Source organism: Paracoccus sp. (in: a-proteobacteria) (genome assembly GCF_030604785.1).
In the GTDB taxonomy this organism is placed as follows: Bacteria; Pseudomonadota; Alphaproteobacteria; order Rhodobacterales; family Rhodobacteraceae; genus Paracoccus.
This window is the reverse complement of the sequence record NZ_JAUVVF010000003.1, coordinates 95,923-116,108: the sequence shown is the minus strand read 5'-3', so window position 1 is coordinate 116,108 and position 20,186 is coordinate 95,923. Positions and strand designations below refer to the sequence as shown.

At 68.2% G+C, this 20,186-nt stretch carries 15 protein-coding genes; 9 read left to right on the top strand and 6 right to left on the bottom strand.

Annotated features, from left to right (window positions below; genetic code table 11):
- Positions 1 to 110: 110 nt before the first annotated feature.
- From QAR72_RS02080 to QAR72_RS02040, 9 genes are all read left to right on the top strand, one after another.
- The gene (locus QAR72_RS02080) at positions 111 to 509 is read left to right on the top strand and encodes a MerR family transcriptional regulator (protein ID WP_304615700.1); all 399 of its coding nucleotides are present in this window, start codon (positions 111 to 113) and stop codon (positions 507 to 509) included.
- A gap of 4 nt (positions 510 to 513) precedes the next feature.
- A complete protein-coding gene (locus QAR72_RS02075; RefSeq protein WP_304615699.1) occupies positions 514 to 2,292 on the top strand; it encodes an acyl-CoA dehydrogenase C-terminal domain-containing protein in 1,779 nt (592 codons plus the stop codon).
- Between the two features lie 299 nt (positions 2,293 to 2,591).
- Positions 2,592 to 3,803 (top strand): acetyl-CoA C-acetyltransferase, encoded by a 1,212-nt coding sequence (locus QAR72_RS02070; RefSeq protein WP_304615698.1) that lies wholly within the window; start codon positions 2,592 to 2,594, stop codon positions 3,801 to 3,803.
- Positions 3,804 to 3,817: 14 nt separating this feature from the next.
- Positions 3,818 to 6,004 carry a 3-hydroxyacyl-CoA dehydrogenase NAD-binding domain-containing protein gene (locus QAR72_RS02065; RefSeq protein WP_304615697.1) on the top strand — a complete coding sequence of 729 codons (2,187 nt, stop codon included), beginning with the start codon at positions 3,818 to 3,820 and terminating at the stop codon, positions 6,002 to 6,004.
- Between the two features lie 177 nt (positions 6,005 to 6,181).
- Entirely contained in the window at positions 6,182 to 7,345 is a 1,164-nt protein-coding gene (locus QAR72_RS02060; RefSeq protein ID WP_304615696.1) for a toxic anion resistance protein, read from the top strand.
- Positions 7,345 to 8,367, top strand: a complete 1,023-nt coding sequence (locus QAR72_RS02055) for a DUF2927 domain-containing protein (RefSeq protein WP_304615695.1) — start codon at positions 7,345 to 7,347, stop codon at positions 8,365 to 8,367. Before QAR72_RS02060 ends, QAR72_RS02055 begins: the two co-directional genes overlap by 1 nt.
- An 83-nt stretch (positions 8,368 to 8,450) precedes the next feature.
- Entirely contained in the window at positions 8,451 to 9,563 is a 1,113-nt protein-coding gene (locus QAR72_RS02050; protein ID WP_304615694.1) for an SPFH domain-containing protein, read from the top strand.
- 7 nt (positions 9,564 to 9,570) lie between these two features.
- Positions 9,571 to 10,737, top strand: coding sequence for a zinc ribbon domain-containing protein (locus QAR72_RS02045; RefSeq protein ID WP_304615693.1), 1,167 nt, complete (start codon positions 9,571 to 9,573; stop codon positions 10,735 to 10,737).
- A gap of 21 nt (positions 10,738 to 10,758) precedes the next feature.
- Positions 10,759 to 11,670: a carbohydrate kinase family protein gene (locus QAR72_RS02040; RefSeq protein WP_304615692.1), complete on the top strand. Its 912-nt coding sequence runs from the start codon at positions 10,759 to 10,761 to the stop codon at positions 11,668 to 11,670.
- 30 nt (positions 11,671 to 11,700) lie between these two features.
- Here the strand turns inward: QAR72_RS02040 and hflX are convergent, their stop codons facing one another.
- The 6 genes from hflX to QAR72_RS02010 form a co-directional block, all read right to left on the bottom strand.
- Positions 11,701 to 13,095 carry a GTPase HflX gene (gene hflX, locus QAR72_RS02035; RefSeq protein WP_304615691.1) on the bottom strand — a complete coding sequence of 465 codons (1,395 nt, stop codon included), beginning with the start codon at positions 13,093 to 13,095 and terminating at the stop codon, positions 11,701 to 11,703.
- Positions 13,096 to 13,329, bottom strand: a complete 234-nt coding sequence (hfq, locus tag QAR72_RS02030) for an RNA chaperone Hfq (RefSeq protein WP_119885907.1) — start codon at positions 13,327 to 13,329, stop codon at positions 13,096 to 13,098. It lies immediately after the preceding gene.
- Positions 13,330 to 13,414: 85 nt separating this feature from the next.
- Positions 13,415 to 15,022 carry a TrkH family potassium uptake protein gene (locus QAR72_RS02025; protein ID WP_304615690.1) on the bottom strand — a complete coding sequence of 536 codons (1,608 nt, stop codon included), beginning with the start codon at positions 15,020 to 15,022 and terminating at the stop codon, positions 13,415 to 13,417.
- Positions 15,023 to 15,032: 10 nt separating this feature from the next.
- Positions 15,033 to 16,409, bottom strand: coding sequence for a Trk system potassium transporter TrkA (trkA, locus tag QAR72_RS02020; RefSeq protein ID WP_304615689.1), 1,377 nt, complete (start codon positions 16,407 to 16,409; stop codon positions 15,033 to 15,035).
- A gap of 97 nt (positions 16,410 to 16,506) precedes the next feature.
- Positions 16,507 to 17,898, bottom strand: coding sequence for a nitrogen assimilation response regulator NtrX (gene ntrX, locus QAR72_RS02015; RefSeq protein WP_304615688.1), 1,392 nt, complete (start codon positions 17,896 to 17,898; stop codon positions 16,507 to 16,509).
- On the bottom strand, positions 17,895 to 20,162 hold the full coding sequence (locus QAR72_RS02010; protein ID WP_304615687.1) for a sensor histidine kinase NtrY-like: 2,268 nt from the start codon (positions 20,160 to 20,162) through the stop codon (positions 17,895 to 17,897). The genes ntrX and QAR72_RS02010 overlap by 4 nt, the downstream gene beginning before the upstream one ends.
- Positions 20,163 to 20,186 lie beyond the last annotated feature (24 nt).

Sequence of the window (20,186 nt, the reverse complement as noted above, 5' to 3'; positions counted from 1 at the left end):
GCCACGGCAGAACCGGGCCGTGACGCCGCGTCTCGCTTACGTTCGCGTCAACCTGCGCTATATTCGATTTCAAGGACGGAAGGCCGGTGATGGAGGAGGAGCCGCACATCATGTCCGACGATCTGATGACCATTCGCCAGATGTGCGATGCGTTCGACGTGACGCCCCGCACGCTGCGCTTCTACGAGGCGCGAGAGCTGATCTTTCCGCAGCGCCGCGGCCAGCACCGGCTTTACGACCGGCGCGACCGGGCGCGGCTGAAGCTGATCCTGCGCGGCAAGCGCTTCGGCTTCAGCCTGGAACAGATCCGGCAGCTGCTGGAACTGTATCAGCCGGGCGGTGCGAATGGCAGCCAGATCGCCGCGACGATCGCCATCGCGCGCGAGCGGCTGGACGACATGGAACGTCAGCATGCCGAGCTTCAGGTCGCCATCGCGGACCTGAAGAACCAGCTTTCCGATGCCGAAAGGCGGCTTGCCGCCGCATCCCTTGAACAGCCGACAGGATAACGTCATGCCGATCTACGAACCGCCGATCCGCGACCTTCAATTCGTCCTGCACGAGGTGCTGAAGCTGTCGCAATCCGACCTGCCGGGCCATGACGAACTGGAGCCCGAATTCACCGAGGCCGTCCTGGAAGCCGCGGGCAAGCTGTCCGCCGAGGTTCTGGCGCCCCTCAACATCATCGGCGACCAGCAGGGCTGCGTGCTGGAAAACGGCGTCGTGCGCACCCCCGAGGGCTTTCGCGAGGCCTTTGAACAGGTCAAGGAAGGCGGCTGGACCGCGCTGGATTGCGATCCCGAATATGGCGGCCAGGGCATGCCCTATGTTCTGGGCGTCGCCACGGGCGAGATGTTCGTCAGCGCGAACATGGCCTTCAACATGTATCAGGGTCTCACACACGGCGCCTATTCGGCGATCCACGCCCATGGCACGGACGAGCAGAAGCGCACCTATCTGCCCAAGATGGTCAGCTGCGACTGGACCGGCACGATGAACCTGACCGAGCCGCATTGCGGCACCGATCTGGGCCTTCTGCGCACCAAGGCCGAGCCGCAGGACGACGGCAGCTACCTGATCACCGGCCAGAAGATATTCATCTCGGCCGGCGATCACGACATGGCCGAGAACGTCATCCACCTGGTGCTGGCCAAGGCCCCGGGCGGGGGCGAGGGCACCAAGGGGATCAGCCTCTTCATCGTGCCGAAGTTCCTCGTGAACGAGGACGGCTCGCTTGGCGAACGCAACGCAGTCTCGGTCGGCGCGCTCGAGCACAAGATGGGCATCCACGGCAACGCGACCTGCGTGATGAACTATGACGGCGCCAAGGGCTGGCTGCTCGGGGACCTGCACAAGGGCATGCGCGCGATGTTCACGATGATGAACGAGGCGCGTCTGGGCGTGGGGCTTCAGGGCTACGCGGCGGCGGTGCCGGCCTACCAGAACGCGCTGGCCTATGCCAAGGACCGCCTGCAGGGCCGCGCGGTCACCGGCGCGCAGAACCCGGCCGGCCCCGCTGATCCGCTGATCGTGCATCCCGACATCCGCCGCAGCCTGATGGACCAGAAGAGCTTCCTCGAGGGCGCCCGCGCGCTGGCCCTCTGGGGCGCGCACCTGATCGACCGCAGCCACCTTGCGGACGATGCGGACGCCGAGGGGCTGGTCTCGCTGCTGACCCCGGTCATCAAGGGCTTCCTGACCGACAAGGGCTTCGACGCGACGGTGCTGGCGCAGCAGGTGCTGGGCGGGCACGGCTATGTCGAGGAATGGGGCATGAGCCAGTTCGTCCGCGACGCCCGGATCACGATGATCTACGAGGGCGCGAACGGGGTGCAGGCGCTCGACCTCGTGGGCCGCAAGCTGGCCCAGGACGGCGGCCGGCACGTGATGGCCTTCTTCGAGATGATCAAGTCCTTCTGCCGTGAGCAGGCCGGCAACGAGGCCGTCGCCGCCGACTTCATCGAGCCGCTCAAGGCCGCCTCCAAGGACCTGCAGGCCGCCGCCATGTTCTTCATGGAGCGGGGCATGAAGTCCCCGAACGACGCGCTGGCCGGGTCCTACGACTTCATGCACCTCTTCGGGCACGTGACGCTCGGCTACATGTGGGCCCGGATGGCGGTCGCGGCCCGCGCGGCGCTGGACGAGGGCACCGGCGACGCCGCCTTCCTCAGGACCAAGCTGGCGACGGCGCGCTACTACATGACGCGGCAGCTGCCGATGACCGGCACGCACCTGGCCCGCATCCGCACGGGCGCCGAGCCGGTGATGGCCTTGGAGGCGGACGCCTTCTGACGTCGCGCGGGCGGAGAGGCCGGATGGGTATTTGGACAACGAAGAAGTCCGAAGGTGCGCCCCGGCCCCCCCCGCCCTTCCGGGCGGCAAGACGTTATCGGCCCAAGAGCCGGGGCGACTTCTCCGTTGGCGGTCATCGGCTCCCCAGCCTGTACCGCAGCGCCGAGTAAAGCGGCTCAGGATTAAGAAGAGGTTAACCCGCCTCTTCTTCGTTGCAGAAATACCCCGCGGGGGGTCCGGGGGGCGCGAAGCCCCCCGGCCGTTTCGGCCCGGCCCGCCCGGGCGACCTAGGAGGAACCATGACCGACGCATTCATCTATGACGCAGCGCGCACGCCGCGCGGGAAGGGCCGCGCCGATGGCAGCCTGCACGAGGTCACGTCGCTGGCCCTGTCCGCGCGCCTGCTGAACGCCGTCAAGGCGCGCAACAACCTTGAGGGCCATGCGGTCGAGGATGTAATCTGGGGCAACGTCACCCAGGTCAAGGAGCAGGGCGGCTGCCTCGCGCGCAGCGCGGTGCTTGCCTCGGACCTGGACGAGCGCATCCCGGGCCTGTCGATCAACCGCTTCTGCGCCTCGGGCATGGAGGCCGTGAACCTGGCCGCCAACCAGGTCAGGGGCGGCGCCGGGCAGGCCTACATCGCCGGCGGGGTCGAGATGATGGGCCGCGTCGCCATGGGCAGCGACGGCGCCGCCATCGCGGTCGATCCCAGCCTCGCGATGAAGTCCTATTTCGTCCCGCAGGGGATCAGCGCCGACATCATCGCGACCGAATACGGCTTCACCCGCGAGGAGGCCGACGCGCTGGCGCTGGAAAGCCAGCGCCGCGCCGCCCGGGCCTGGGAGGAGGGGCGCTTCGACAGGTCCATCGTGCCGGTGCTCGACCAGAACGGCCTGACGATCCTCGACCGCGACGAATACATGCGCCCCGGCACCACCGCCGAGGACCTCGCCAAGCTCAAGCCCGCCTTCAAGGAGATGGGCGAGATGATGCCCGGCTTCGACAAGGTCGCGATGCTGAAATACCCGCATCTGACCCATATCGACCACATCCACCATGCCGGCAACTCGTCGGGCATCGTGGACGGCGCCGCCGCGGTTCTGATCGGCAACGAGGAGTTCGGCCGGGCCTATGGCCTCAAGCCCCGCGCGCGCATCCGCGCCACCGCCAAGATCGGCACCGATCCCACGATCATGCTGACCGGCCCCGTCCCGGTGACCGAGAAGATCCTGCGCGAGGCGGGCATGTCCATCGGGGACATCGATCTCTTCGAGGTGAACGAGGCCTTTGCCTCGGTCGTGCTGCGCTTCATGCAGGCCTTCCAGGTCGATCCCGGCAAGGTCAACGTCAATGGCGGCGCCATCGCTCTGGGCCATCCGCTCGGCGCGACGGGCGCGATCATCATCGGCACCCTGCTCGACGAGCTGGAGCGGCAGGACAAGACCATGGGCCTCGCCACGCTCTGCATCGCGTCCGGCATGGGCGCCGCCACCATCATCGAGCGCGTGTAAGGGAGGACAGCGACATGACCGATTTCACCATGAGCCGCGGTGACGATGGCGTGGCCGTCATCACCTGGGACGTGCCCGGCAAGTCGATGAACGTGCTGTCGATGGACGGCGCGCAAGAGCTGAACGATCTGATCGACCAGGCGCTGGCCAACGAGTCCGTCAGAGGCATCGTGATCACCTCGGGCAAGAAGGACTTCGCCGCCGGCATGGACCTCAAGGTCATCGCCGGGATGAAGGAGGCGAACGGCGCGCAGGGGGTCTTCGACGGCGTGATGACGCTGCACCGCCTGCTGCGCAAGATCGAGCTGGCCGGGATGGATTCCAAGACGAAGAAGGGCGGCAAGCCCGTCGCCGCCGCCCTGCCCGGCACCGCGCTCGGCATCGGGCTGGAGCTGCCGCTGGCGACGCACCGGATCTTCGTCGCGGACAATCCCAAGGCCAAAATCGGCCTGCCCGAGATCATGGTCGGCATCTTCCCCGGCGCGGGCGGCACGACGCGCCTCGTCCGCAAGCTGGGCGCCATGGTCGCCGCGCCCTTCCTGCTGGAGGGCAAGCTCTCCGAGCCGAAGAAGGCCAAGGCCGCCGGCCTGGTCGACGAGGTGGTCGAGGACCCGCTGGCCGCCGCCAAGGCCTGGGTGCTCGAGGCGAAGGAGGCCGACCTGGTCAAGCCCTGGGACGCCAAGGGCTACAAGATGCCGGGGGGCGAGCCCTTCCATCCGGCGGGCTTCATGACCTTCGTCGGCGCCTCGGCCATGGTGCACGCCAAGACGATGGGCGTCTATCCGGCGGCCAAGGCGCTGCTGTCGGCCGTCTACGAGGGCGCGCAGGTGCCCTTCGATCAGGCGCTGAAGATCGAGGCGCGCTGGTTCACCAACGTCCTGATGAACCCGTCCTCGACGGCGATGATCCGCAGCCTGTTCATCAACAAGGGGGCGCTGGAAAAGGGCGCGAACCGTCCCGAAGCCCCCGACCAGACTGTCCGCAAGGTGGGCATTCTGGGTGCGGGCATGATGGGCGCGGGCATTGCCTATGTCAGCGCCAAGGCCGGGATCGAGGTGGTCCTGATCGACGCCGCGCAAGCCAGCGCCGACAAGGGCAAGGCCTATTCGGAAGGCCTGATGGACAAGGCGATCAGCCGCAAGAAGGCGACCGAGGACCAGAAGGCCGAGCTGCTGGCCCGCATCACCGCCACGACCGACTACGCCGCGCTGGAGGGCTGCGACCTGATCGTCGAAGCCGTGTTCGAGGACCCCTCGGTCAAGGCCGAGGTCACGAGGAAGGCCGAGGCGGTGATCCCCGCGGACGCGATCTTCGCCACCAACACCTCGACCCTGCCGATCAGCGACCTGGCCAAGGCCAGCGCGCGGCCCGGGCAGTTCATCGGCATCCACTTCTTCAGCCCGGTGGACAAGATGGCGCTGGTCGAGATCATCAAGGGCCGCGAGACCGGCCCCGTGGCGGTCGCCAAGGCGCTGGATTTCGTGCGCCAGATCCGCAAGACGCCCATCGTGGTGAACGACGCGCGCTTCTTCTACGCCAACCGCTGCATCATCCCCTACATCAACGAGGGCATCCGGCTGGTGGCCGAGGGCGTGAACCCGACCCTGGTCGAGAACGCCGCCAAGATGATGGGGATGCCGCTCGGCCCGCTGCAGCTGGTGGACGAGACCTCGATCGACCTGGGCGTCAAGATCGCCAAGGCGACGCGGGCCGCGATGGGGGACGCCTATCCCGACGGCGCGGTGGACGAGGTGCTGTTCTGGATGGCCGATCAGGGCCGGATGGGCCGCAAGGCCGCGGCGGGCTTCTACGCCTATGACGAGGCCGGCAAGCGCCAAGGTCTGTGGGAGGGGCTGGACGCACAATTCCCCCGCGCGGACGACCAGCCCAGTCTGGAGGAGGTGCAGCACCGGCTGATGTTCGCGCAGACGCTCGAGGCGGTGCGCGCGCTCGAGGAGGGCGTTCTCGAGGACATCCGCGAGGGCGACGTGGGCGCGATCCTGGGCTGGGGCTATGCGCCATGGTCTGGCGGCCCCTTCGGCTGGCTGGACATCCTGGGCGCCGAACGTGCGGTGGCGATCTGCGACCAGCTGGCGGGCGCGCATGGCGAACGCTTCGCGGCCCCCGCTCTGCTGCGCGAGATGGCGGCCAAGGGCGACAGCTTCTACGGCCGCTTCGGGGCGGGCAAGAAGGCCGCCTGATCCGCACCGGATGCATCACAACGATGAGGGCGGGCCGCAACAGGCCCGCCCTTTTTCCATTCGCGCCGCGCCGCAGAGAAACTTTCGGGCGCGTGTCCCGTTGAACCGGCAGAGATTCGCCATATGGTGAACGTGTGAATGGCATGGTTGCTTTTGCCGCAGACCGGGGGAATGCAGATGACCGACGAGACCCGCAGCCGCGCGCTGGCCGCACAGGCCCAGATCGACGCGCTGACCCAGACCAGCCTGCCCCAGCCCGATGACACCCCGGTCAGCGCCTCGGCTGCCGATCCGGCCACCCGCGCCGAGATCCAGCGCCGCATGGACGAGATCGACCTGAAGGACAGCAATTCCATCCTGCGCTTCGGCACCCGCGCCCAGGCCGATCTGCAACAGATCAGCCAGGCCATGCTGAACGACGTCAAGACCAAGGATGTGGGCCCCGCCGGCGACAGCCTGCGCGCGGTGGTCACCACGATCCGCGGCTTCTCCACCAGCGAACTCGACATGCGCCGCGAGCGCAGCCTGTGGGAAAAGCTGCTGGGCCGGTCGGCGCCCTTCGCGAAATTCGTCGCCAATTACGAACAGGTCCAGACCCAGATTGACCGGATCACCGCCGAACTGGAAGCGCACGAGCAGAAATTGCTGAAGGACATCAAGTCTCTGGACCTGCTTTATGAGAAAACGCTGAACTTCTATGACGAGCTTGCGCTGTATATCGCCGCGGGCGAGGAAAAGCTGCGCGAGCTGGACAGCCGCATCATTCCCGAACGCGAGGCCGCGCTGAAGGGGACGCCCGAGGAACAGCAGGTGATGGGCGCGCAGGAATTGCGCGATCTCAGGACCTTGCGCGACGATCTTGAGCGGCGCGTCCATGACCTCAAGCTGACGCGGCAGGTGACGATGCAGTCTCTGCCCTCGATCCGGCTGGTGCAGGAAAACGACAAGTCGCTGGTCACGCGCATCAACTCGACGCTGGTGAACACCGTGCCTCTGTGGGAGACGCAGCTGGCCCAGGCCGTCACGATCCAGCGCAGCGCCGAGGCCGCGCGCAGCGTCAAGGCCGCCACCGACCTGACCAATGAATTGCTGACGCGCAATGCCGACAATCTGCGTCAGGCCAATGCCCAGATCCGGACCGAAGCCGAGCGCGGCGTCTTCGACATCGAGGCCGTCAGCACCGCCAATGCCCAGCTGATCGCCACGATCGAGGACAGCCTGCGCATCGCCGATGAGGGCCGGACCCGCCGCGCCGCCGCCGAGACCGAGCTGCAGCGGATGGAGACCGAATTGCGCGATGCCCTGGCCTCGGCCCGGTCGCGGACCCAAGGGGCGGCCTGATGATCGCGGCGCGGGCCATGACCGGGCTGGCGGCGGCACTGATCCTTGCCGCCTGCGAGCCTGCCGACATCCCGGCCGAGACCGCGCCCCCGCCGCCCGCGCCCGAAGCCCCCGCCTTGACCGAGGCCGAGCGTCAGGCCCAGCTGCGCGAGGCCCGCGCCGAACGGAACCGCGCGGCCAACCGCGCCGCGATCCTCGCCTCGGCGCAGGCCAGCGATGCCAGCCAGACGCAGCGCGACTACTATGCCCGGATGGAGCGCTCGCTGCTGGCCCAGGGCAGGCTGAGGCGGGACCGCGATCCGGCCGACGCGCCCTTCGACGCCGAGACACTGGCGCAGAACTTCGTCCGGATCGCGCTGCGCGACGAATATACCCGCCGCGATGGCGCGCTGGTGGCCGAGGAACGCCCCGCCCCCCTGCGCCGCTGGTCCGAGCCGGTGCAGTTTCAGCCCGAATTCGGCGCCTCGGTCGATCTGGGACGCCAGCGCGCGTGGCGGGCCGAGATCGCGGACTACGCCGCGCGCCTGTCGCAGGCCAGCGGCCACCCGGTGCGGCTGGCCTCGCAAGGGGGCGGCAATGTCGTGGTGCTGATCCTCTCCGAGGACGAGCGTCGTCAGATCGGGCCGCGCCTGAGCGAACTGGTTCCCGGCATTCCCGCCGATGACGTCGCGATCCTGACCGACCTGCCCCCCGCCATCGCCTGCACGGTCTTCGCCTATTCGCAGGGCGAGAGCCCCGTCTATGCCCGTGCTGTCGCCGTGATCCGGGCGGAGTTGCCGCCGCTTCTGCGCCAGTCCTGCATCCACGAGGAACTGGCCCAGGCGATGGGCCTGGCCAATGACAGCCCGGCCGCGCGCCCCTCGATCTTCAACGATGACGAGGAATTCGCGCTGCTGACGCGGCATGACGAGCTGTTGCTGCGGATGCTCTATGATCCGCGCCTGCGCTTCGGCATGACCGAAGCCGAGGCCCTGCCGATACTGCGCCGGATCGCCGCCGAATTGCTGGCCCGGCCCGCCTGAACAATCCGGCCCCTCTGGCTTGATCCGCGGCCTGCGCGGGGTCATACAGGATGCAGCGGAATGCGGAAGCAGGGGGTTGCGCCATGTCCATCCTGAACATCCTTGGCGGAGAGTTCATCGAGGTCATCGAATGGGTCGAGGATAACCGCGACACGATGGTCTACCGCTTCCCGACCGTCGGACGGGCCATCAAATACGGCGCCAAGCTGACCGTCCGCGAAGGGCAGGCCGCGGTCTTCGTCCATGAGGGGCAATTGGCCGATGTCTTCGGCCCCGGTCTCTATCTGCTGGAAACCAACAACATTCCGGTGATGACGCGGCTGCGCCACTGGGATCTCGGCTTCCGCAGCCCCTTCAAGTCCGAGGTCTATTTCATCAACACGACCCGGTTCAACGACCTGAAATGGGGCACGCGCAATCCGATCATCGCGCGCGACCCCGAATTCGGGCCGGTGCGCCTGCGCGCCTTCGGCACCTACGCGATGCGCGTGACCGATCCCGCCCGCTTCATGTCCGAGATCGTCGGCACCCAGGGCGAGTTCAGCCGCGACGAGATCGCCGACCAGATCCGCAACGTGATCGTGCAGGAATTCTCGCGTGCCATCGCGGGCTCGAACATTCCGGTTCTGGACATGGCGGCCAATACCGACCAGCTTTCGGGCCTTGTCGCGCGGGCCATCGCCCCCGTGATCGAGGGTTATGGCCTGACCCTGCCCGAATTCTACATCGAGAATGTCAGCCTGCCCTCCGAGGTCGAGGCGATGCTGGACAAGCGCACCAGCATGGGGATCATCGGCGATCTGGACCGGTTCGGCCAATATGCGGCCTCGGAGGCGATGCTGAACGCCTCGAAGAACGAAGGTGGCGCGGGCGCGGGCTTCGGCGCCGCGATGGGCGCGGCGATGGGCATGGCCTCGCGCCCCGGTCCCTGGGGCGCGGCGCCCCAACCCGCGCAGCAGCAGGCCCCCGCAGCGCCTCCGCCCCTGCCCGGCCGCGCGCCCGAATGGCATGTGGCGATCGACGGCGCGGCTTCGGGGCCATTCGCGCAATCCGACCTGCCGCGCCTTGTGGCCGATGGCAGCCTGACGCGCGAGACGCTGGTCTGGACCGAGGGTCAGGACGGCTGGGTCGAGGCCGGTCAGGTCGCGGCCCTGGCCTCGATCTTCGGCGCGACGCCTCCGCCGCTGCCGCGCTGAGGCCCGGATGATCCCTGCCGAACATCGCTTTCCCTGCGGACAATGCGGGGCGAGCCTCGCCTTTCGTCCCGGCCAGCAGAGCCTTGTCTGCGACTGGTGCGGCCACCGCCAGCAGATCGGCCCCGGCCCCGCCCGCGCGCCGGGCCGCCAATCCGACGACAGCAGCGACGAGGCTGCCCTGCAATGGGCCGAGGGGCCGCGAGCGCAAGGCTTGGCCCTGCGGGAGATCCCGCTGGAAAAGGGGCTGGACCTCTATCGCGGGGCCGAGGACATCGCCCAGACGGTGCGGACCCTGTCCTGCCCCAATTGCGGCGCGCAGGTCGATCTGGATGACAGCCACCATGCCAGTGCCTGCCCGTTCTGCGCGACGCCGGTCGTCACCGATACCGGCCCCACCCGACGCATCAAGCCGCAGGGCGTCCTGCCTTTCGTCCTGACCGAGGCCGAGGCCCGCGCCGCGATGAAACGCTGGCTGGGCAGCCTGTGGTTCGCGCCGTCCGCGCTGACCGCCTATGCGCGCAAGGACCGGCGGCTGACCGGGGTCTATTCGCCCTTCTGGACCTTCGATTCCGATACGAGCTCAAGCTACCGGGGTCAGCGGGGCGACGCCTATTACGTCACGGTCCAGAGCATGCAGACAGTGAACGGCAAGAGCCAGATGGTCAGCCGGCAGGAACGGCGCATCCGCTGGACGCCCGTCTCGGGCCAGGTCGCGCGGCAGTTCAACGACGTGCTGATCCCGGCATCGACCGCCTTGCCGCCCCGCTTTGCCGAGGCGATGAAGCCATGGGATCTGTCGTCGCTGGCGGATTATGACCCGGCCTTCCTGTCGGGCTTCGAGGCCGAGGGCTATACCGTCGCCCTGGCCGACGGCCACGAGGCCGCGCGCCGCCAGATGGCCCAGATCATCCATCAGGACGTGCGCCGGACCATCGGCGGCGACGAGCAGCGCGTCGATCACGTGGACAGCCGCTTCGCCAACGAGACCTTCAAGCATATCATGCTACCGATCTGGTCGGCCGCCTATCGCTACAACGGCAAGAGCTACCGTTTCGTCGTGAACGGCCAGACCGGCAAGGTCATGGGCGAACGGCCCTGGTCGGTCTGGAAAATCGGTGCCGCCGTCGCCGTTGCGCTGGTAGCGCTAGCGGCTTTCCTGTATCTGAGCCAGTGACCGACAGGATAGGGGGCTTCGATGATCCTTTGTGCAGGCGAATCGCTGATCGACATGGTGCCGCAGGACGGTGTCTTCCGTCCGCTGGCCGGCGGCGCGGTCTACAACACGGCGATTGCGCTTGGCCGTCTGGGCATCGAGACGGGCTATCTGTGGCCGATCAGCACCGACCCGTTCGGCGCGCAGATCATGGCGCCCTTGGCCGAGGCGGGCGTGAACACCGATCTCTGCCCGCGCACCGACCGCCTGACGACGCTGGCGCTGGTGACGCTGACCCATGGCGAGGCGCGCTATTCGTTCTATGATGAGGGCTCGGCGGGGCGGATGCTGCGACCCGAGGATATCGCCCCCCTGCCCGACAGCGTCACGGCCTTGTTCGCGGGCGGGATCAGCCTCGTCCCCGATCCCTGCGGCGCGACGGTCGAGGGGCTGGTCGCCGCCCATCACGCGCGCCTGCCGGTGATGATCGACCCCAATATCCGGCCCTTCTTCATCAAGGACGCGGACGCCTATCGCGCCCGCCTGTCGCGGCTGCTGCCGATGGCGGATATCGTCAAGATGTCGGCGGATGATCTGGAATGGCTCTATCCCGAGCTCTCGCCCGAAGAGGGCGCGCGGCGCATCCTGGCCTCGGGGCCGAAGCTGGTCCTTCAGACGGGCGGCGAGGCCGGGGCGCGCGCGCTCTGGTCCGGCGAGACGGTCGACGCGCCCGCCGTGCGGACCGAAGTGGCCGACACGATCGGCGCGGGCGACACGTTCAATGCGGGCGTGCTGGCCTCTCTGGAACGGCAGGGATTGCTGTCGAAAGACGCGCTGGCGGCAATCAGCCCCGACCAGATCCGCGCGGCGCTGACCCTTGGCGCACAGGCCGCCGCGATCACCGTCTCGCGGCCCGGCGCGAACCCGCCCTGGGCGTATGAGATGCCTGTCTGAAGGTTGCGGGGCGCGGCTGCGCCCTGCGCCTCAATCCGCGGGGTGCCAGCCGCCGGGGCGACGATCCGCGCCCTGATCCTCGTCTTCGTACTCATCGCGCTCGGCGCCGGTAAAGGCCGCAAAGGCGCCCTTCTGCCGCGCGGTCCAGCGCAGGTCCAGATGCAGCCCGTCCTCGGCGGCCTCTTCGCGTTCGACGACGCCCGCCTCGTGCAACCATGCGCGGGCGCGGCCATCGGCGAAGTCCAGAACCAGCGTCTCGGGCAGGCGCTCGTCGTCCAGGACCGTGCCAAGCGCGTGGTCGATGGCGGCGATCAGGTCGTCCAGCCCCTCGCCAGACAGGGCGCTGACGGCCTGCACACCCTCGGTCCGGGCATCGGTGCGGCGCAGGGCGGCGCGGGTCTCGGGGCCAAGCGCGTCGATCTTGTTCCAGACCTCGATGGCGGCAACATCCTCGTCCACGCCCAGATTGTCGAGGATCTCGGCCACGTCGGCGGCCTGCTCCTCGGTCTCGGGGTGGCTGATGTCGCGGACATGCAGGATCAGGTCGGCCTCCAGCACCTCTTCCAGCGTGGCGCGGAAGGCCGCGACCAGTTCGGTGGGCAGGTCGCTGATGAAGCCAACCGTGTCGGACAGGATGATCTTGCGCCCCGAACCGCCACCCGCCACATCCGGCAGCCGGATCGCGCGCATTGTCGGGTCAAGCGTGGCGAACAGCATGTCCTTGGCAAAGACCTCGGCCCCGGTCAGGCGGTTGAACAGGGTCGATTTCCCGGCGTTGGTGTAGCCCACCAGCGCCACGATGGGATAGGGAACCTTGGCGCGGGCCGCGCGGTGCAGGCTGCGGGTCTTGACGACACGCTCAAGCTGGCGGCGCAGGCGGGTCATCTGTTCGTCGATGGCGCGGCGGTCGGCCTCGATCTGCGTCTCGCCGGGGCCGCCCACGAAGCCAAGCCCGCCACGCTGGCGTTCCAGGTGGGTCCAGGCCCGGACCAGCCGCGTGCGCTGATAGGACAGGGCCGCCAGTTCGACCTGAAGCACGCCCTCGCGCGTGCGGGCGCGGTCGGCGAAGATTTCAAGGATCAGCCCGGTCCGGTCCAGAAGCTTGACGCCCCAATCCTTTTCCAGGTTGCGCTGCTGGACGGGCGTGACCGGCCCGTCGATCAGGACCAGTTCGACCTCCAGCGCCTTGAGCCGTTCGCCGATCTCGGCCAGCTTGCCCTTGCCGAACAGCTTGCCGGGATTGGGCTCGCGCAGATTGGCGACTTCCGAGCCGACCATCTCGATCCCCGGCAGGGCCAGGGCCAGCGCCACGGCCTCGGTCAGCGCATGCTCGGGCTCGCGCCTCTGGGTGCGCGCCCGGCCAAGGTCGGGGTGGATCACATAGGCCCGCGTCGGCCGGGCCGCCGTTTCCGTCAGTTCCGCCAATCAGTCGTCGCCTTCATAAAGCGTGATCGGCTGGCCCGGCATGATCGTGCTGATGGCGTGCTTGTAGACCAGCTGCGACTGGCCGTCGCGGCGCAGAAGCACGCAGAAATTGTCGAACCAGGTGATGACGCCCTGCAGCTTGACGCCATTGATCAGGAAGATCGTGACCGGCACCTTCGCCTTGCGGACGTGGTTCAGGAATGCATCCTGCAGATTCTGCTTGTCGCCAGCCATTGCTTTGCCGTCCGTCTTGTTCTGTCCCTGTCAACACGATGTCTAAGCTGTTGTTCCCAGTCATGCAAGGCGGCGCGACCGCCTGTCACCGGCGCCAGAATTCGGGCGAGAACAGGGCCAGGATCGCCAGCGTCTCGATGCGGCCGATGATCATGGCGGCGGCAAGGATGGCCTTGGTCATGTCGGGCAGGCCCGACCACCCCTCCCACGGGGCCGAGGCGATGCCGGCGCTGCCTTCGAAGACCGGGGTCAGCGGGATCGCGCCCGCCAGCGGGCCGGTATTCGTCAGCGCCGCGATCGACAGGATCGTCGCCGTCTCGAACTCGACCGCCTGGATCGAGACCAGCGCCACCACCACCGCGATCGAGATGGCAAACAGCATGAAGAAGATGAAGGCCAGATAGGCCCCCTCGCGGCGCAGATGGCGCGCGATCCGCCCGCCGCCCGCCACCGCCGAGGGATGGATGATGCGCTGCATCTCGCGTTCGCCGTGCCGGGCCAGCGCATAGACGCGCAACAGCTTGACGCCGCCTGCCGTGGTCGCCACGCCGCCGCCCATCATCGCCAGCCCCGCCAGGATCAACCCGGGCGCGGTCAGCCCCGACCATGCCCGCGCGCCCTGCCAGTCATTCGAGTTCCAGCCCGTCGTGGTCAGGTAGCTCAGCGCGTTGAAGGCCACGCCCCACAGCGCGCGCAGGCCCGCCCCGATGCCCGCCAGCGGCTCCTGCCCGTCCGGGCCGGCCTCGATCGCGCCGATGAAGTGGCGCAGGAACAGCACCGCCGTGACCAGCGCGACCAGCCCTGCCGCCAGCCGCAATTCGGGATCGTCGCGCAGCCTTTCGCTGGCGCGCAGCGTGCCGCCGCCCGGCCAGAAGCGCCGCGACAGGGCGGGCAGAAGGAACAGGAAGACCAGCGCCTCGCCCCCGAAGCCCGACGCCTCGCCCGCCGGCCCCAGAACCGGCGAGATCCCCGAGGTCGACAGAGTGCCAAGCGCGCGGCACAGCGCCAGAAAGGACGGATCGCCCGCCATCAGCAGCCCGACCCACAGCGCCAGCGTCAGCCCCGCATAGGGCGGCAGCACCGCCTCGGCCGCGCGCAGGACGCGCAGCAGCGGGTCGTTGGGCGCGGATTCGATCTGCGGGCCCGCGCGTTCGGCCCGACGCAGCGCCTGTCCGGTATCGGCCAGGCGGCGGGTTTCCTGCGGGTTGGTCATGATCTCGAACCCGCCCACGCGCAGCGGCGCAAGGATCGCCACGGCGGCGACCAGAACGAAGAAGCCGCCCATCCAGCCCACCAGTGCCCGCCACAGATGCAGCGGCTGGGGCAGCAGGTCCGCCGAATAGAGCGAGGCCCCCGTCGTGGTCAGCGCCGAGACCATCTCCCACCATGCGTTGAACCAGCCGGTATCGGGCAGGCTTTCGGCGAAGGGCAGCGCAAGGATCAGCGGAAGCCCGGCAAAGACCGCCAGCATGTTCAGCAGCATCGTGCGCGAGCGGCCATCCGGACGGTTCCCCTGCATGGCCAGCCCGATCAGGAAGCAGAAGACCAGGATCAGAAGCCCGGCATAGAAGAAGTTGCGGGCGATCGCCGCATGGCCCGTGATCGAGGCATGGGCTGCAGGCAGCCACATCATCAGCGCCGCAAGGCCGCAGACCAGGACCAGCAGCGGCAGGCGCATCAGGATCGCGCGCATCCCCCGCGCCTCAGAAGAAATCGATCGAGACCTGAAGCAGGCGCTCGACCTCGGGGACATCGGCGGTCAGGGCGAAGATCAGCACCAGATCGCCCTCGTCGATGCGGGTATCGGCGGCGGGCATGACGATGCGGTCGCCCTTTTGCACGGCCCCGATCAGCGCGCCTTCCGGAAATTCGATGTCGCGGATCGTGCGGCCCGCCATCGGAGATGTGGACAGGACCTGCGCCTCCATCACCTCGGCCTCGGCGTCGCCGATGGAGTAGAGATCGCGCACCCGGCCATGCCGGATATGGCGCAGGATGGTCGAGACGGTCGTGGCACGCGGGTTGATATAGGCGTCGATGTCCAGCGCCCCCATCAGCGGCACCAGTGTCGGGTCGTTGACCAGCGCGATGGCCATGCGTGCGCCGGCCTGCTTGGCCCGGATCGAGGCCAGGATGTTCGTCTTGTCGTCATCGGTCACGGCCAGAACCGCATCGGCCGAAGAAACCGAAGCCTCGTCCAGCAATTCGACCGACAGGCCGTCCCCGTTCAGCACGATGGTCCGCTCCAGCCTGTCGGCGGCGAATTCCGCGCGGGCGCGGTCGCGCTCGATCAGCTTGGCGCGGATGCGGTCGGGACGTGCCTCGAGCGCCCGGCCGACGGCCAAACCCACATTGCCCGCGCCGATGATGACCAGACGCTCCTGCTTGCGGGCGGGCTTGCCGAAGATGTCCAGCGTGCGGGCCACGTCATCGACATGGGCGAACACATAGATCTGGTCGCCCGCGAAAAGCTGGTCGCCCGGTTCCGGCGCAAAAAGCCGCCCCTCGCGGCGCACCCCCACCACGATGGCGCGCAGGCTGGAAAAAAGCTCTGAGAGCTGGCGCAGGGGCGTGTTCAGGGCCGGGCAATCGGCCTCGAGATCGATGCCCAGCAGATGCACCCGCCCCTTGAGGAAGGTCTCGACATCAAAGGTCGAGGGCGCGGACAGGCGCTGCAGTGCGGCCTGCGCGACCTCTCGTTCGGGGCTGATCACCACGTCGATGGGCAGGTGCTCGGTCCGGTAGAGGTCGGAATAGATCGCGTCGAGATAAGCGCCCGAGCGCAGCCGCGCGATCTTGCGCGGCACCTGAAAGACCGAATGCGCGACCTGGCAGGTGACCATGTTCACCTCGTCCGAATGGGTCGCGGCGATGATCAGGTCGGCGTCGCGCGCGCCCGCGCGGTCCAGGACGTCGGGATGGCTGGCAAAGCCCGTGACGCCCTGCACGTCCAGCGCGTCGGTCGCCCGGCGGATCAGATCGGCATTGTTGTCGATCACCGTCACGTCGTTGCGTTCGCCCGCAAGATGGCGCGCGATCTGCCAGCCGACCTGCCCGGCACCGCAAATGATGATCTTCATCGACTGCCCTCGTGTCGCACGAACCGCGCCCCCTTCCGGGTCGGCGCCTTGCAAGCCCCCTGCCTATGCCGGGCGCAGGCAAGGCGCAAGCGCGGGGTCACTTGCCCATCATCATGTCCTCGTCGCTGCGCATCCCGCCGACCACGCCAAGCGATTTCAGCTTGCGGTGCAGCGCGCTGCGCTCCATGCCCACGAATTGCGCCGTGCGGCTGATATTGCCGCCGAAGCGGTTGATCTGGGCGACGAGGTATTCGCGCTCGAACAATTCGCGCGCCTCGCGGAGCGCCATCGCCGTGACCTGCGGGCCCAGGCTCAGCGCGTCGCTGTTGTCGGGCGTCGCGCCCTGCGGTTCCAGTTCCGAGGGCTGGATCGGGCCCGACCCCTCGGCCAGGATCAGGACGCGCTCGATCACGTTGCGAAGCTGGCGGATATTGCCCGGCCAGCGCATGGATTGCAGCGCGGCGACGGTATCCTCGGGCAGTTCGCGGGGCGTCAGGCCCTGCAGCGCGTGGAACTGCTCGATGAAGTGGCGGGCCAGCAGGGCGATGTCGTCGCGCCGGTCCGCCAGCGAGGGCACCGCGATGGGCACCACGTTCAGCCGGTCGAACAATTCCTGCCGGAAGCGTCCGGCGGCGATCTCTGCCATCAGGTCGCGATTGGTCGAGGACAGGACCCGCAGATCGACGCGCACCTTGTCCGCCCCGCCCGCCCGGACGAATTGCTGTTCGGTCAGCACCCGCAGGATCTTGGGCTGGGTGCCGAGGGGCATGTCGCCCACCTCGTCGAAATAGATCACGCCGCCATGCGCCTGCTCCAGCAGACCCGGCTCGATCCCGCGCTCGGCGGATTCGCGGCCGAAAAGGACCTCTTCCATCCGCTCGGGCTCGATCGTGGCGCAGGGCACGGTGACGAAGGGCGCGTCGGCGCGCGGGCTGTGGGCATGGATATAGCGCGCGGCCATTTCCTTGCCGGTGCCGGGCTCGCCCGACAGAAGCACCCGCCCGTTCGAGCGCGCGACCTTGTCCAGCGCGTCGCGCAGGCGGCGGAAGGGCGCGGAATGGCCCAGCATCTCGGCAAGACGTTCGCCGCCGCGCCGCAGCGAGCTGTTCTCGCGGCGCAGGCGGCTGGTCTCCATCGCGCGGTTCACCACGACCATCAGCTGGTCGATGTTGAAGGGCTTCTCGATGAAGTCATAGGCACCCTGCTTGATCGCCGCGACGGCGATCTCGATATTGCCGTGCCCCGAGATGATGATGACCGGCACGTCGGGATTGTTGCGCTTGACCTGTTTCAGGATGTCGATGCCGTCCATCCGGCTGTCCTTGAGCCAGATGTCCAGCACCATCAGCGCGGGCTCGCGGTCGTTCAGCGCGGCGACGGCCTCGTCGGAATTGGCCGCCAGCCGCGTCTCGAACCCCTCGTCCTTCAGGATATCCGCGATCAGTTCGCGGATGTCGCGTTCGTCATCGACGATCAGGATGTCGCTCATGATGTCGCCTCGTCCTTCTCTCTGCTCTTGGTCTTGGCCGCGCGCACCGGATGGCGTTCGCGCGGCAGCCGGATTTCGGCCATGGCGCCGGTTCCCCCGCCTTCGGGGCCTCCGGGCGCGTCGGTCAGGGACAGGCTGCCGCCATGTTCCTCGACGATCTTCTTGACGATGGGCAGGCCAAGGCCCGTCCCCGTGCTTTTCAGCGTCACATAGGGCTCGAACAGGCGCGAGCGGTCGGCGGGCAGGCCGGGGCCGTTGTCGATGATGCGAATGCAGACGGCCTCGGGGGCGGCCTCCAGCGTGACGCGGATCAACGGCTGATAGCCGGGCCGCGTCAGGCACTCCTCGACCGCCTCGCCCGCGTTCTTCAGCAGGTTCGTCAGCGCCTGCCGCAGCATCCCGGCATCGGCATCGACGATCACCGGCGTCTCGGGGATCTCGGTCCGCAGGGCGCCGTGCAGCGCGTCCTGCTGCAACAGCGTCACCTCGCGCAGCAGGGCCGCAATGTCGGTCTCGGCGCGGTCGGGTTCGGGCATCCGGGCAAAGCGGCTGAACTCGTCCACGATGCGCCGCAGGTCGTTGGTCTGGCGGATGATCACGTCGGTATACTGGTCCAGCGCCGCGCGGTCGCCCTCGGCCGCCAAGGGGCCGAACTTGCGGCGCAGGCGCTCGGCAGACAGCTGGATCGGGGTCAGCGGGTTCTTGATCTCATGCGCCACGCGGCGGGCGACGTCGCCCCAAGCCGCCATGCGCTGCGCGCTGACCAGTTCGGTCACGTCGTCGAAGGCGACCACGTATCCCTCCAGCGCGCCATCGCCGCCACGCCGCACCGCCATGCGGACCAGCAGGCTTTCGATGCGGCCCTGACGGGTCAGGCGCACCTCGTCCTGCACCGTTTCCGCGACAGAGGCCGACAGCCGGTCGAACAGGGCCGCGAATTCCGGCACAGCCTCGGACAGCAGCGCGTCGATGTCACGCCGGGGGTCCAGACCGAGCAGGCGGCTGGCCGAGCGGTTGACGAAGTCGATCTCTCCGGCGGCGTCCAGACCGATCACGCCCGACGTGACCGAGCCCAGCACGTTGTCGAACAGCCGCCGCTGCTCGTCCGACAGGCGGTAGCTTTCGACCAGTTCGTCGCGCTGCGCCTTGAGCTGGCGCGTCATGCGGTTGAAGGCCATGCCCAGGGTCTGGATCTCGTCGCCGGTATGCGGCTCGGGGACCTGCACGTCCAGATCGCCCTGCCCTACCCGCTCGGTCGCCTGCGCCAGCAGGCCGATGGGCCGCGACAGCCGGCTTGCGAACCACAGGCCCAGCCAGATAGCGGCCGAGACCAGAAGCAGCGCGAAACCCAGATAGACCAGCGAGAACTCGAACAGCACGCGGGCGCGCATCTCTTCCAACTGGCGGTAATTGCCAACCGTGGCGCGGGTATCGTCCAGAAGCCCCAGCAGGCTGCCATCGACATCGCGCGTCACATACAGATAACGGTCCGCCAGCGGTGGCAGCGCGACCAGCGCGCGGAACTCGTCATTCGCCCAATCCTCGATCAGGACCAGCCCTTCGGCCTGCGCCTGATCCAGCTGCGCGGTCGAGGGCTCTTCATACCAGAACAGATAGCTGCGGTCGCCCCGCGCGCGGATCTCGCCCGCGCCGCTGATGATATAGGCCTCGCGCAGGCCGCGCTGGATCAGGGCCTGACCCTGCACCAGAAGCTGCCGGATCTCGGCATCCTCGATCAGCGGATTGGCGCGCGCGGCCTGGGTCAGGATGCCGGCCAGGGCGCGCGCATCCTCGGAGAGGTCGCGGCGGTGTTCGTCCTGATAGGCCTCGGCCGCGGCCTGCGAGGTTGTCACGACCTGCTGCACCCGCTCCGAGAACCAGCCCTCGAGCCCGATATTGACCAGAACGCCCGCGAACAGCGCCACCAGAACGGTGGGCACCAGGGCCAGACCCGCGAAGATCGCGACCAGCCGCCCGTGCAGCCGCGAGGCCGGCGCATTCGTGCGACGCGCCAGGATCAGCCGCGCCATTCGCGCCATCACGAAACCGGTCAGCAGGATCAGATAGGCCAGGTCCAGCAGCAGGACCAGGCGCATCAGCCGCCCGTCCAGCCCCCGCCCCAGAGGGCCCAGCATCGCGATTGTCGCGCCGCCCAGCAGCAGCCCGACAAGCAGCATGACCCAGCCCAGAACCTTCCGGGATTCGCGCGGCAGGCGCAATCTAGCCAGATTGTCCCAGCCGAGACCTGATACGGACCCTGCCATGACCCCCACATCCGCCGTCTGTCG

Bases quoted from the DNA above. Each gene is read 5' to 3' on its own strand.
- QAR72_RS02080 (WP_304615700.1), top strand. From the start codon at position 111: ATGTCCGACGATCTGATGACCATTCGCCAGATGTGCGATGCGTTCGAC.
- QAR72_RS02075 (WP_304615699.1), top strand. From the start codon at position 514: ATGCCGATCTACGAACCGCCGATCCGCGACCTTCAATTCGTCCTGCAC.
- QAR72_RS02070 (WP_304615698.1), top strand. From the start codon at position 2,592: ATGACCGACGCATTCATCTATGACGCAGCGCGCACGCCGCGCGGGAAG.
- QAR72_RS02065 (WP_304615697.1), top strand. From the start codon at position 3,818: ATGACCGATTTCACCATGAGCCGCGGTGACGATGGCGTGGCCGTCATC.
- QAR72_RS02060 (WP_304615696.1), top strand. From the start codon at position 6,182: ATGACCGACGAGACCCGCAGCCGCGCGCTGGCCGCACAGGCCCAGATC.
- QAR72_RS02055 (WP_304615695.1), top strand. From the start codon at position 7,345: ATGATCGCGGCGCGGGCCATGACCGGGCTGGCGGCGGCACTGATCCTT.
- QAR72_RS02050 (WP_304615694.1), top strand. From the start codon at position 8,451: ATGTCCATCCTGAACATCCTTGGCGGAGAGTTCATCGAGGTCATCGAA.
- QAR72_RS02045 (WP_304615693.1), top strand. From the start codon at position 9,571: ATGATCCCTGCCGAACATCGCTTTCCCTGCGGACAATGCGGGGCGAGC.
- QAR72_RS02040 (WP_304615692.1), top strand. From the start codon at position 10,759: ATGATCCTTTGTGCAGGCGAATCGCTGATCGACATGGTGCCGCAGGAC.
- hfq (WP_119885907.1), bottom strand. From the start codon at position 13,329: ATGGCTGGCGACAAGCAGAATCTGCAGGATGCATTCCTGAACCACGTC.
- QAR72_RS02025 (WP_304615690.1), bottom strand. From the start codon at position 15,022: ATGCGCGCGATCCTGATGCGCCTGCCGCTGCTGGTCCTGGTCTGCGGC.
- trkA (WP_304615689.1), bottom strand. From the start codon at position 16,409: ATGAAGATCATCATTTGCGGTGCCGGGCAGGTCGGCTGGCAGATCGCG.
- ntrX (WP_304615688.1), bottom strand. From the start codon at position 17,898: ATGAGCGACATCCTGATCGTCGATGACGAACGCGACATCCGCGAACTG.
- QAR72_RS02010 (WP_304615687.1), bottom strand. From the start codon at position 20,162: ATGGCAGGGTCCGTATCAGGTCTCGGCTGGGACAATCTGGCTAGATTG.